Source organism: Dialister sp., from assembly GCF_047832375.1.
GTDB lineage: Bacteria > Bacillota > Negativicutes > Veillonellales > Dialisteraceae > Dialister.
Genome location: NZ_CP181256.1, coordinates 2,478,929 through 2,492,979, shown reverse-complemented (window position 1 = coordinate 2,492,979; position 14,051 = coordinate 2,478,929). Strand labels below are relative to the sequence as shown.

The following is a 14,051-nucleotide window of genomic DNA, read 5'->3' as shown; positions in this document are numbered from 1 at the left end:
GGCTAAAGTTTGACTCTATTCTTTTAGGCCAAACGGCGGTAGCCCGAAGGGCAGGGGATGGATCCGCCTCGCAGAGGCGGGAGCTGCGAAGCAGCTGAGGAGGGGAAATCTGTATTCCCGACCACAAGAAAGATTTCTCGACTCCTCGAAGCTGTAGTGATTTTGGCAGTATCCTCATGCAGCATGATACCACCGCTCGAAATGACGGGGGCGGGATGGTCTCAATTCAACTCTCGATTTTTCTGTACCCTATTATATTTATTTGCCAAAGGGAACTATGCGTGTAATCAAATCACAGGTACGGTGCTATAGAAATAGTATATCCTGCCCCGGCGGTCACTCTTTCCTGCTTTCTACAGGAGTGCGAAGGCCGTCTTATGAAGTGGCGGCGAGGTTCCTGTTACTGCCAAAAGACTGTAACAATCACATGCTATGACATTTTCTCATACAGATTCCTTTAACGTTTACATTAATGCATTGGCACTATTTTAGAACGAGGGGTATAATAAAAATACCTTAGTAATTCAATTATTGATTTAATTTTATATACAGGTATGCCATCTCTTTATCCGGCGGCAATGGCATACTTTTTCTGGTAAGGAGGTATGAAGGGGCCGCATTCCTGTTTTATATGTTCGTTCATAGTAAAGGGGAATTGCAATGAATCATATTTATAAGGTGGTATGGAGTAAAGTCAGAAACTGCTACATGGCGGTGTCTGAAATTGCAAAGGGACACCAGAAGGGCAGCGGCAGGACGAAGGGCGCTCTGAAGACGACGGTGCTGGGAGCTCTGGCGGCGGTGATGCTCACCACCGGCGGTGTGGCCGGTAATGTGTGGGCAGCTGGTCCAGACACATTGACTATTCCTGAAAATAATACGGTCACGAGCACAGATAAGAGCAAATCTACGGCAAAGGATCTCAATGCCAATATTACACAGGCAAGGATAATAATGTTACGAACAGTAAAGATGTAGAAATTGTGGGTGATAAGAATACCGTTACCGACATCTATTATAATGATGATGGAAAAACCGTTAATGGCAGGGTCCCCAGTAATAATGTTCGTGTTGTTGGCTCAAATAACTCTATTTCGGGCAGCCGCAATCAGCATGTTATTGGCGACAATAATACTATCATTGGCAGGGATGATGGTACTGTCACAGACTATTCGCATCCCGACGGTCGTGAAAGTTATGCTTCTGATTTAACCATCGGACGTGACAATTTTATTCGTGGTGATGATACATATCGCAATGAATGGGATTCTCTGACCGTTATCGGCAATCATAATCGGGCAGATTATTCTACAGAATCTGCTGGTGGACCGGCTGCCGGCATTGTCATTGGCGATAACCAGAATATTGATCAGATCAGAGAATCTATTGTTATTGGCTCACTCTCTCCGGCAGAAAGAGAAGAAACCGTTGTCAATAACCAGGGCGATACAGGCGAAAAGTATCTGGTAGGTGAAAACAGCATTATTCTGGGCTATCATACTTCTAATCCTACTGGAGCTAGCGTGGTCATTGGTAATCACTCACAAGCCAATAATTTCTTCCAGACTATGGTAGGTCATGATTCTGTAGCAGAAGGATCAAACGGTCCTGGCAGCATTAATGGTGTATTTGCTTCCAGTTATGGAAATTTAAACAAGATACATAATACTGCCAAAAGCTTGTTTGAGTATGGCGAAGATGACATACAAACCGCTAAAATAGATGGGTTTGGTAATAATATAAGCGGTAACTTGAATACTACCTCCAATGCTACCGGTACTATGGTCATGGGCCAGGGAAATACCGTATCAAATTCACAAAACAATCTTATTGCCTCTGTTGGTGGTGAAGATACACCGCTGGGGCTGAAGTGGGCCATGTATGCTGAAATGGCAGCAGGTTATTATGACAATGGGGCTACGGATTTTCCGGCGTCCACCTATTATGATATGGCACAGAACACCATGCAGAATTATATGAAGTACAGCAGCGGCGCTGTGTCTATCTTTGGTAACGGCAATACGGCAGACTATGCTATTCGTTCTCAGATTCTGGGCACTGGCAACAGTTTGACTGGCGAAGAAAAAGATATCAGTGCTAATAATACAATCAGCGGTTTTGCCAACAGCGGTACCAACGTGAAACGGACCGCCATTGTCGGCACTGGCAATACCCTGAATAATGGAGAAGATAATGTGGTCATTGGCGATTATCATCAGTTGGAAGGGGGCAAGCATAATGTCATCCTTGGCTCCATGGCTACAGAAGAAAAAGAAGTGACTAGAAAAGCAAAGTATTCTGGTGATGATTCCATTGATGAAGTTACTGAATACACCGTCAAAGAACAGGTGCCGGTCAAGGCCAATACGTCCAACATCGAAAATGCGGTCATGCTGGGCTATAATACGGACGTCAGCGTCAACGGCGGCGTGGCTGTAGGCAGTGGCTCTGTGGCGTCTATTGATGCGGGCGTCTTCGGGTGGGATCCCGAAACAAAGAAAGCCAGCACAACAGATTCTAGCGTTTGGAAATCCAGTTGGGCAGCTGTTTCCGTAGGCGATGCAGCTAATAAGTTCACCCGTCAGATTACCAATGTGGCGGCTGGCTACAATGACACCGATGCAGTCAACGTAGCCCAGCTGAAAGCAGCCATGGATAATGCGGGGTCAAAGATCAGCCTCGTTGCCGGTGATGGCATCAAGATTGAAGGAAAAGATGGGACCTATACCATCAGTGCCAATATCACAGGCGGCAAGACCGATACGGATACGACAAAAGTGGATGGTAAGACCGCCGGTACTTCCGACGATTCCGGCAGTACAGACAAGGGGAATACGGATACCTCGGGCAATGGAAAACAGCTCGTCGTGACAACGGATACCAATCCGACGAAGTTTGCTGACGATGAAGGCACTGCAGTGGAAGTGAAACCGTCACAAACTCTTTCTATCAAGGGCGACCAGAAAAATATTCAGACAAAAGCCGATGGTCAGGCCATTTCCGTTAACCTGAAAGAGGATATTGATGTCAAGACCGTCAAGGCGTCATCTGTCACAGCGACAGATTCCATCGGCATCCAGAATGGTCCATCCATGACGAAGGACGGCATCGATGCAGCGGGTAAGAAGATCACCCATGTGGCAGCAGGCACAGAAACTACAGACGCTGTGAACTATGGCCAGCTGAAGGGCGTAGAGTCTAAGGTGGATAATAACACGCAGGCCATCACGAATATCAATAGCCGTGTCGGTGAACTGGGAAGCCGGATCAACAAGGTCGGTGCCGGTGCCGCTGCCCTGGCAGCTCTCCATCCGCTGGACTTCGACCCCAGCGACAAATGGGATTTCGCTGCGGGCGTAGGCAACTACCGGAACGAAACCGCTGCGGCCGTGGGCCTCTTCTATCGGCCCAATGCAAGATCCATGTTCAACCTTGGATGGACCATGGGGGATAACCGGAACATGGTAAACGGAGGCTTTTCCATCAAGCTGGGCAGGGGATCCGCATACAACGACATGAGTAAAGCCCAGATGGCAGAAACCATCAGCGGCCAGGCCACCAAGATCGACCGACTCGAAAGCACAGTAGACCAGCAGGACAAGAAGATCGCGAAACTGGAAGAAATGCTGAAGAAACAGGGCGAAATGATCGAGAAACTGGCAGAAAAGAAATAAGGAGATTTTTCCTTAAAACCTGCAGAAAACCCGCACTTCGGGAAACCGGAGTGCGGGTTTTCTATTGGTGGCCGGGCGGCGGCTGCGCCGCATGCACCTGCGCCTTTGCCGCACCCCTTCTCTAAGGCTGCATGATAGGGAAAGAGTTGAGAGTAACATTGAGAGTTGAGGTCCAGCGGCTTCGCCGCAGAAGGCACCCAACCTCCCCTCTTTAGAGGGGAGGGGGACCGCTTGCGGTGGAGGGGTGCCGGTGTAAAAAGAAAGAATTGAGATTTGAGTGAAGAAAATTAAGGTCCAGACTGCGCCGTTAAAACTTGGCTCCCCCATCGGGGGAGCTGCCGAAGGCTGAGGGGGTGCATTTGCCGCGAAGCGGCTGAGATGGAAGGCGTTGAAAAGCCCTGTATTCCCGCGCCCAAGAAAGATTTCTCGACTCATCGAAGCTGTAGCGGCTTTGGCAGTATCCTCAAGCGGCATGATACCACCGCTCGAAATGACGGGGAGCGGGATGGTCTCGTACATCAGGTATACTGTCTTCACCGATGTGGCTCTTTCGGTCTGTCATCATCTCAAGACCCATCAATCCATCCTGCGCCTTTGGCGCGGCCCTTCTCCAAGGGTCTGCATGATTGGGAAAGAATTGAGAATTGAGTGAAGAGAATTGAGGTCCAGCGGCAAAGCCGCGAAAGGCTGCATGCTATTGGTTATCAAACATGTTGAGGAAATCGGTAAGTACGTGCCCCCTTAGAGAAGGGGGCAGGCCAAAGGCCGGGGGATGGATCCGCCTCGAAGAGGCGGGAGCTGCGAAGCAGGGGATTCGTACAAATTCCGTCAATCCATCCTGCGCCTTTGGCGCGGCCCTTCTCCAAGGGCCTGCATTTTTACGGATTATCTTACATTGCATTGCTGACCATCATGGTAATTCTTATCGCGGTACCAGCCGTGGTTGGGTAGAGATGGAAGCGCCCCAGGCTGATGTGCTCAAGGCTCAAAGCCCCGTGGTAATGACTCAAATCATCAGCATCGAATCCCAGCGGCTCAGCCGCTGGACCTCAACTCTCAAATCTCAACTCTCTCTTTTCCCTTGACGTTCCTTTTCTAAAAGCGTAAGATAAATCCAATTTGTGCTTTTTGTTTTATATAAGGAGAAGAAGAGGCAGGGTATGGACGTTCTTGCGATTCTGCTGGATGTGGTGAAGCAGCCGGCGCTGATTGTTGGTATTTTTTCTTTTATCGGTCTCATGGCGCTCCGGAAGCCTTTCCACAAGGTGCTCACCGGGACACTCCGGCCGGTGCTGGGGTACATCATGATGATGGCGGGGGCCAATATTATCGTGGCGAACCTGGAACCTCTGGGGGATATGATCCATGAGGGGTTCCACATCACCGGCGTGGTGCCCAGTAACGAGGCCATCGTGGCATCGGCTTCCCGGCTGCTGGGGACGGAGACCATGTTTATCCTGGTGGCGGGGCTCATGATGAATCTCCTCATTGCCCGGTTCACCCGGTTCAAGTACGTGTTCCTCACGGTGCACCACAGTTTCTTCATGGCCTGCCTCCTGTCGGCGGTGCTGGGGACCATCGGCCTTTCGGGCATTGAGCTCGTGCTCTGCGGCGGTTTCCTTCTGGGGGCCTGGTCTTCCATTTCCCCTGCCATCGGTCAGAAATATACGAACCGCGTCACCCACGGAGACCACATTGCCCTGGGCCATTTCGGCAGTCTTGCCTACTACATTTCCGCCTGGGTGGGGTCCAAGGTGGGCCGGGCGGACGATAACATCGAGGATATGGAAATTCCGGAGAAATGGGCGTTCCTGAAGGATACCACCGTTTCCACTGCCATGACCATGGTGGTGTTCTTCCTGCTTGCTGCCTTTGCGTCGGGGTCTGACTACGTATCCACCATTTCCAAGGGCATGTCCCCGGTCATCTTCGCCATCATGTCGGGCCTTGAATTTGCAGTGGGGGTAGCCGTGGTGAGCGCCGGTATCAATATGATGCTGGGGGACCTCATCCCCGCCTTCAAGGGGGTATCGGAAAAGGTCATCCCTAGTGCCGTGCCGGCGGTGGACTGCGTGGCGTTCTTCAACTATGCCCCCACGGCGGTGGTGCTGGGCTTCGTGTCCTCCTTCATCGGCGGCGTCCTGGGCATGGTGGTCCTGGGCTTTGCGGGAGGCGTGCTCATCGTGCCGGGGCTGGTGGCCCACTTCTTCTGCGGTGCCGCAGCCGGTATCTTCGGCAATGCCACCGGCGGACGGAGGGGCGCTGCGGCAGGGGCTTTCACAAATGGCCTCCTCATTACCTTCGCCGCTTCTCTGCTGGTACCGGTCTTTGAAGGGCTGGGCTTCAAGAATACCACCTTCGGCGACTTCGACTTCAACGTGGTGGGCATGGTGCTGTCCATGGCGTACCGCTTCCTTGGTACCTACGGCATTTATGCAGTCATTGCCCTCGTCCTGGCCGTGCTGGTGGCACCGAATTTCATGCACATGAAGAATCGGGTCATTAACCAGGTGGAAGAGATGGAAGAGGAAAAGGAAGAAGCTGAGGACTGAGGGGATTGGCAGCTGGTGGCTAGTAGCTAGTAGCTGGTAGCTGGGAGGTTCGCCTGCGGCGCTTATGTGGCTGGGATTTCGTGTGAATGGGCGGGGGCTTTCAGCTCCTGGCTGTTAGGAAAGCTGGACAGGCCCTGCGGCGCCCATCAGAATCCCTCACCCCGGTGGGGTGGCAAGCGAACGGGGTTCGCAGGGAGCCGCAGGCGACTGAGAACCCCGTGAGACGCTTCCCACCGGGAGCATTCCGGCCGAGCCCTGAAAGGAAGGCGCTTTTATGTGCAGAAAAAGTGTGCAGGTCCTGCATAGGACCTGCAAGCCAGTCGCAAATTGGCGTCTTTACTGCACAATAAGACGCATTCCTTTTGTCGACTGGCCGATCAACTTGGGCCCGGCTCATAGGTCCTATGTGGGCATCCTGCAGAGGATGCCCAAGCCGGGCTCATCTGCGAGCATTTACTGCACACTAAGCGAGCACCTCAGAGCCCGGCCGAAGCACCTATGCCTTTGAGAAAGGGAGCCTCGTGCATAGCCATTTTCACGTTTAGGGGTTAGAGTCATCAGGAATCCGGCTGCGGCGGTGCCGCGAAGTAGATATCAAAAGCGGCGCTCTATAAATTTAATGCGCCGCACTACCATTCCTCACTCCTCACTCCTAATTCCTAACTATTAACCCCAAACATTAGCACCGGATTGAGCCGAAAGCCATTTACCAAGGCCTATTTCCCTCTTGACTTAGCTCTCGGATATAAGTAAAATAAATAAATACTGACAGGCGTTGATGGAGACGTCCTGCATCTGCCGTTCCACAGAGAGCTTCCAGCCGGTGAAAGGAAGCGTACGGCCTGCGGGAGGATCACTTCGGAGCTTCAGGGAAGAAAAGCCCTGACGGGACACCGTTATCTGTACCAAGTGGCCGCAAGGTCATGAGGGTGGTACCACGGGAATTGGATTCTCGCCCCTTACCGGGGCGGGAATTTTTATTTTGGAAATCAATGATTTCCTTAGGAGGAATGGAAATGGATTACAGCAAGACTTTACATCTGCCGGAGACCGACTTCCCCATGCGGGGCAACCTGCCGAAGAAGGAACCGGGCTTTGTGGATTTCTGGAAGGAACACGACCTTTATCACCAGAGAATCGAAAAGAGAAGAAAGGATGGGGCTCCCACCTTCGTTCTCCACGATGGGCCCCCTTACGCTAACGGCAAGATTCATATCGGCCATGCCCTGAACAAGACTCTGAAGGATATCATCGTCCGCTACAAGCATATGGCCGGCTATGAAGCCAACTATATCCCCGGCTGGGATACCCACGGACTGCCCATCGAATATGCGGTACTGAAGGATTCCGGCGAAGACCGGGCGAACATGACACCCCTGGAACTCCGGAAGAAGTGCCTGGCCTATGCAAAGAAATGGATCGCCATCCAGAAGGCTGACTTCATCCGCATGGGCGTGGTCGGCGATTTCGACCATCCCTATGTAACCTTTGATCCCCATCTGGAAGCAAAGGAGCTGGAAGTTTTCGGCGCCATGGCCAACAAGGGCTACATCTACAAGGGTAAGAAAGCCGTATACTGGTGCCCGAACTGCGAGACCGCCCTGGCGGAAGCAGAAATCGAATACAAGGACCGCAAGTCTCCTTCCATTTACGTGAAGTTCCCGGCGGTGGATGTGAAGGGCCTCGCTCCGGAAGGCGTACCGAAGGAAAAACTCTTTGCCGTCATTTGGACCACCACCCCCTGGACCATCCCGGCTAACGAAGCTATCTGCGTGAATCCGAAATTTACCTATGTATGGGTTCATAACAAGGCAGCCGATGAATACTACCTGATGAACAAGGAACTGGCACCGAAGGCACTGGAAGAATGCAAAGTCACGGACTACGAATTTGTGGGCCGTGAAATGACCGGTGCTGAATGGGAACTGGCTACCTTCCACCATCCCCTGCTGGACCGCCTGTCTTATGTCCTCGAGGGCAACCATGTCACCCTGGATGCCGGCACCGGCTGCGTGCATACTGCTCCTGGCCACGGCGTGGACGACTTTGAAATCTGCCAGGATTACCGGAATAAGGGCAAGCTGGATCTGCCCATTATCTGCCCGGTCGATGAAAAGGGCCGGATGACCGAAGAAGCAGGACTGGGCCTTGTGGGAAAGTCCATCTGGGAAGCAGAGGGACCTGTCATTTCCGCCCTTGCCCATGCAGGCATGCTGCTTGGCAAGAAATCCATTCACCATCAGTACGCCCACTGCTGGCGGTGCAAGAACCCCATCATCTACAGAGCAACGGACCAGTGGTTCGCCTCCATCAATGATTTCCGGGACAAGGCACTGAAGGCTGTGGACGACACCCGGTTCATCCCCTCCTGGGGCCATGACCGCCTGTACAATATGATCCGTGACCGCCAGGACTGGTGCATTTCCCGCCAGCGTTCCTGGGGCGTGCCGATTCCTGCTTTCTACTGCGATGACTGCGGCAAGTGGGTCATCACTCCGGAAACCATGAAGAAGGTGGAAGACATCGTAGAAAAAGAAGGCACCGATGCCTGGTGGGCCCATACGGCTGAAGAACTGCTGCCGGAAGGATTCAAATGCCCCCACTGCGGCGGCACCCATTTCCACAAGGAAAAGGATATCATGGACGTATGGTTTGACTCCGGTTCCACCTGGAACGGCGTCCTCCGCTATCCCCACAAGGAATGGGAAGGGGTCAAGTATCCCTGCGACCTGTACCTGGAAGGTTCTGACCAGCACCGCGGCTGGTTCCACTCCTCCCTCCTCTGCTCTGTAGCAGTGAATGGCTATGCGCCTTACAAGGCTGTCCTCACCCATGGGTTCACCATGGACGGCGAAGGCCGCAAGATGAGTAAGTCCGTGGGCAACGTGGTGGCTCCGCAGGATGTCATCAACAAGTACGGCGCCGACGTGATGCGTCTCTGGATTTCCTCCGTGGACTACCAGGGCGATGTGCGCCTCTCCGACAAGATCATCAAGTCCATGAGCGACGTGTACCGCAAGATCCGCAATACCTTCCGTTACCTCCTGGGCAACCTCTACGACTTCGACCCGAAGAAGGACGCCGTGGCCTATGAAGATATGGAAGAACTGGACCGCTGGGCCCTGCTCCGCATGGAACAGGTGAAAGAAACGGTGCTCAAAGCCTACGATGACTATGAATTCCACGTCATGTACCATGCAGTCCACAACTTCTGCACCGTGGACCTCTCCGCTATTTACCTGGACATCCTGAAGGACCGCCTCTACACCGAAAAGGCAGACGGCAAGCTCAGAAGAAGCGCCCAGACCGCCATGTATGAAATCCTCACCACCCTGGTCCGCCTGGTGGCACCGGTTCTCTGCTTCACCGCAGAAGAAGTATGGCAGGCCCTCCCGAACAAGGAAGAACGGGAATGGTCCGTCCACATGGCCGATATGCCGAAACCCAATGAAAAGTACCTGGACAAGGCACTGGACGAAAAATGGCAGAAACGGCTGGCTGTGAGAACGGTAGTCATGAAGGCCCTGGAAGAAGCACGGCAGGCAAAGACCATCGGCCATCCGCTGGATGCGGAAATCACGGTGTACGCTGACGGCGAAGCCTTCTCCGTGGTGAAGGACATGGAAAAGGAACTGGCTGACTTCTGCATTGTGTCCCAGGCAAAGATCATGGAAGGCACAAAGGATGCACCGGAAGGCGCCGCTTCCAACGAAGAGGGCACCGTCAAGTGCAGCGTAGCTGTATGCCATCTCGAAAAGTGCGAACGCTGCTGGAAACGGACCCCTGACGTAGGCAGCGATCCGAACCATCCCCATGTCTGCGCTCGCTGCGCCCACGTACTGGACGAAGAATAATTTGAGCGACTGAATCGCAGTAAAGGGTCCGGGGAAATGGAAATCCATTTTCCCGGACCCTTTTGCGTGCTTACGGCTGGAGTCATGAGCCTTGGGCAGGAAAAGAAAGAGTTGGAGCTTCGCAGATTCGTCGCTAATAACAAACAGCTCAACGCAGGTGACTCTCTCCACATAAAGCGTTCCCCCTTGGAGAAGGGGGACGGCCAGAGGCCGGGGGATGGATCCGCCTCGAAGAGGCGGAATCTGCGAAGCAGAGGGTGTAAAAAAGATTTGAAAATTGAGTGAAACATTGAGAGACTGCGGCTTTGCCGCAGACTGATGCGCTCAATGCCCAAGGCTAAAGGCCCAAGGCTTCGCCCCGGTGACGCTGGCTGTATGCATGCAAACACACTATCCCACTTTCTCACTGACAGAACCCATTCTCTGTGGTATGATAGTAGTACGTTCATAAAAATACGAAGAGGTATGTATCCTTTGGGGTATATGCCTCTTTTTGCGTTCAGGAGGGCTGCCATGAAGTATATAGATTTCCACTGTGATACGATTACTGAAATCCATGACCATCCGGAAAAGGGGAATCTTCTGGAAAATTCCCTCTATATTGATTTAAAAAAGCTCAAAAGGGGCGGCTGCTTCATCCAGGACTTTGCCCTCTGGGTGGACCGGGAGAAGACAACCGATGTGTGGGGCCGGTATGAAGCCCTCCTTGCCATATGGAAAAAGGAGTCCGCCCTCCATAAAGACCGGCTGCAGCCCATCCACAGCCGGGGAGATATCCGGGAGGCCGAGGAAGACGGGAAAATCGGCACCCTCCTTTCCATCGAAGGGGGCGAAGTGGTGGGAGGTTCTATAGAGAAACTCCGGCAGGTCTATAAAGACGGAGTCCGCCTTATGACACTCACCTGGAATTATCCCAATGAAATCGGCTGGCCCAATGGCATGGAAGGAAAAGATAAAGGCATCACTGATAGGGGCTGGGAAATCATAGAGGCCATGGAATCCCTCCACATGGTGGTGGACACGAGCCACCTGAATGATGAGGGAACGAGAGAAATTCTCCTGCGCTGCCGGAGGCCGCCCATGGCGTCCCACTCCGATGCCCGGGCGGTGACGGCCCACCAGCGGAACCTGCCGGATCACCTGATCCGCCTCTTCGGGGAGAAAGGGGGCCTCATAGGACTGAATTTTGCGAACCACTTCACCGGCACCTCGGAAGTGACGAAGCTGGAAAACATCGTCCGCCACGCCCGGCATATCCTGAACCTCGCCGGCATAGAGACCCTGGCCCTGGGTAGTGACTTCGACGGTATCGAACCGAAACTGGAACTGAAAGACGCCTCCGAAACGGACCGCCTCGCCCATGCCCTTCTGAAGAGCGGCTTCCACGAGGAAGAAGTGGAAAAGATTTTCTGGCAGAACGGGGAACGGTACCTGGGGGATATATTGGGGTAAGTGAGGAGGGAGAAGTTAGGAGTTAGGAGTTAGGAGTTAGGAGTGAGGAGTGAGGAGTGAAGGTGGCGGCGCACAAATTATATAGCGCCGCCTTACAACGCCTGATAGCAGCTTCGCTGCTGGCCCTGTCTGACGTCTGAAGTCTCCACTACCCATTAGCATGCAGGCCCTTGGAGAAGGGCCGCGGCAAAGCCGCAGGATGGATGCGGCGGAGCCGCTAAATAGGCATATATACTTCGCGGCGCTATATGAATTGATGCGCCGCACCACCACTCCTCACTCCTCACTCCTCACTTCTCACCATTTCCAGCCACCTGCTATCCTCCGCTCCGATTCACTATTTACATTTTTTTCATTTCGCCGTATACTGTATACATATTTCATAAAGAGACAAAGAAGCCCTTTTTATCGGCCGGCGCCGGTAAGAAGGAGAAGGGCTTTGTGGTCTCTAAAGGCGATGGAGCCGCATTCCGAGATGGAGTGCGGCTCCTTTTGGTAAGGGGGTAAAGACTATGAAAAAACTTCTGAAGGCTATGATTCTTGGTTCCATGGTTGGACTGGCTGCCATCGGTTTTGCGGGATGCGGCGGAAGTTCATCCGGAAGTGCTTCCGGCGGCGGTTCTGTGCCGAAGGATACCATCGTAGTGGGGATGCCGGTGGATCCGGAAACCCTGGACCCTGCAGTCACCATGGATAACAAGGGCTGGCAGATCACCTATCCCGCCTATGAACGGCTGGTGAAGTACAAAGTAGAAAACGGCAAGGCCTCCACCGATGTGGAACCGTCCCTGGCCAAGTCCTGGACCGTCAGCGACGATGGCTTGACTTGGACATTTACTCTCGAAGATGGCCATAAGTTTGCCGATGGGTCCCCGGTGGATGCGAAGGCGGTGAAATTCTCTATTGACCGGGTAAAACAGATGAAGAAAGGGCCTTCCGACTATTTCAAGGTGGTGGATTCCATAGAGACCCCTGATGACAAGACGGTGGTATTCAAGCTGTCCAAGCCCTTTGCGCCATTCCTTTACACCCTGGCGGTGAATGGCTCCTCCATCGTGAATCCGAAGGTCATGGACCAGGCCAAGGACAACGATATGGGTTCCTCCTACCTGGCCACCCACACCATGGGGTCCGGCGCCTATGAAATCACATCCTACACACCCTCCCAGTCCATTAAGCTGGACCTGCAGAAAAATTATGCCGGCAAAGCGCCGTCCATCAAGCATGTCATTTTCAACAGTATCAAGGATCCCTCCGCCCAGCGGCTGCAGCTGGAGAAGGGGGATATCGACATTGCCGAAGGTATTCCCATGGACCAGATTGACCAGCTGAAAGACAATAAGGCCATCCACATCTATGAAGACCCGTCCCTCCTCTGCTCCATTGTCTACTTGAATAACCAGAAGCTCCCCACCAGCAATAAGAAATTCCGGCAGGCCCTGTCCTATGCCATCGACTACAATGCCATCATCGACGGCGCCGTGAAAGGCCGGGGTGAACAGCTCACGAATGCCCTGCCGAAAGGCATGTGGGGCAAGGATGAGTCCCTTCCTGGATACACCTACAATCCGGATAAGGCGAAGGAACTCCTGGCTGCCTCCGGAGAAAATGTGACGGAAATCAACCTCCTCTATTCCGGCCACGCCGCCTTCGATGAGGCAGAGGCCCTGATCATCCAGAATAACCTGCAGCAGCTGGGCATCAAGGTGAACCTGGAAAAGGTAGCCTGGGCTACGTTCCGGCAGCGGGCGGACAAGGGGGACTTCCAGATGGCCCTGGGCACCTGGAGCCCGGACTACAGTGATCCCCAGTTCTTCCTGTCCTACTGGATGGACTCTTCCTACTGGGGACTCCCGGGGAACCGGTCCTTCTATAAGAATGACGAGGCGGACAGCCTCCTCCGGCAGGCGGAAGTGATGACCGACAAGGATGGCCGCACGGAAATCTACAAGAAGGTCCAGAAGATCGCTTTCGACGATGCGCCGTACCTCTTCCTCTTCCAGACCAAGGTGCTTACTCCTATGAGAGCCAATATCAAAGGCTTCGCCTACAACCCCATGCTGGACAGCATGTTTGACTTCGAACATCTGACGAAAGAGTAAAGGGACGGTTGGAGTCAACCGGGCGGGGCTGCTGGCTGTTAGTTGCTGGCTCTCAGGTAATCCTGGGCAGGCAGCCCCTTGGAGAAGGGGCGCGCCAAAGGCGCAGGATGGATTGATGGGATATGCGGCGAAGCCGCTGGACCTCATTTCTCTTCACTCCATTCCCAAATCTGCATTTCCTGAAATCCCCTGCTGTGCAGGTCTCGCCTCTACGAGGCGAATCCATCCCCTGCCCTTCGGGCTGCCCCCTTCTCCAAGGGGGCACGCGTTATGCTTGCAGAGCCATCCGGATGGATTGGCGCAATCATGCGGCGGAGTCGCTAAAGGCCTGGATCTGTATCTGGACAACCGGAGCCTTTGCCCGGTTTCCCTCAATCTCGATCTCGACCTCGACCTCGATCTCAATCTGTTTTCAGG

The 14,051-nt window shown here is 53.3% G+C and carries 6 protein-coding genes; all 6 read left to right on the top strand.

The window, feature by feature from the left end:
- Window positions 1-660 precede the first annotated feature (660 nt).
- On the top strand, window positions 661-978 hold the full coding sequence (locus ACFWUL_RS09945) for an ESPR domain-containing protein (RefSeq protein ID WP_416177166.1): 318 nt from the start codon (window positions 661-663) through the stop codon (window positions 976-978).
- 5 nt (window positions 979-983) lie between these two features.
- Window positions 984-3,674, top strand: coding sequence for a YadA-like family protein (locus tag ACFWUL_RS09940; RefSeq protein ID WP_416177165.1), 2,691 nt, complete (start codon window positions 984-986; stop codon window positions 3,672-3,674).
- A gap of 1,160 nt (window positions 3,675-4,834) precedes the next feature.
- Window positions 4,835-6,226 carry a PTS ascorbate transporter subunit IIC gene (locus ACFWUL_RS09935; protein WP_416177164.1) on the top strand — a complete coding sequence of 464 codons (1,392 nt, stop codon included), beginning with the start codon at window positions 4,835-4,837 and terminating at the stop codon, window positions 6,224-6,226.
- A gap of 1,016 nt (window positions 6,227-7,242) precedes the next feature.
- Window positions 7,243-10,080 (top strand): isoleucine--tRNA ligase, encoded by a 2,838-nt coding sequence (gene ileS, locus ACFWUL_RS09930; RefSeq protein ID WP_416177163.1) that lies wholly within the window; start codon window positions 7,243-7,245, stop codon window positions 10,078-10,080.
- A 513-nt stretch (window positions 10,081-10,593) separates the two neighbouring features.
- Entirely contained in the window at window positions 10,594-11,532 is a 939-nt protein-coding gene (locus ACFWUL_RS09925; RefSeq protein WP_416177162.1) for a dipeptidase, read from the top strand.
- Between the two features lie 512 nt (window positions 11,533-12,044).
- Window positions 12,045-13,634: an ABC transporter substrate-binding protein gene (locus ACFWUL_RS09920; protein ID WP_416177161.1), complete on the top strand. Its 1,590-nt coding sequence runs from the start codon at window positions 12,045-12,047 to the stop codon at window positions 13,632-13,634.
- Window positions 13,635-14,051: the final 417 nt, after the last annotated feature.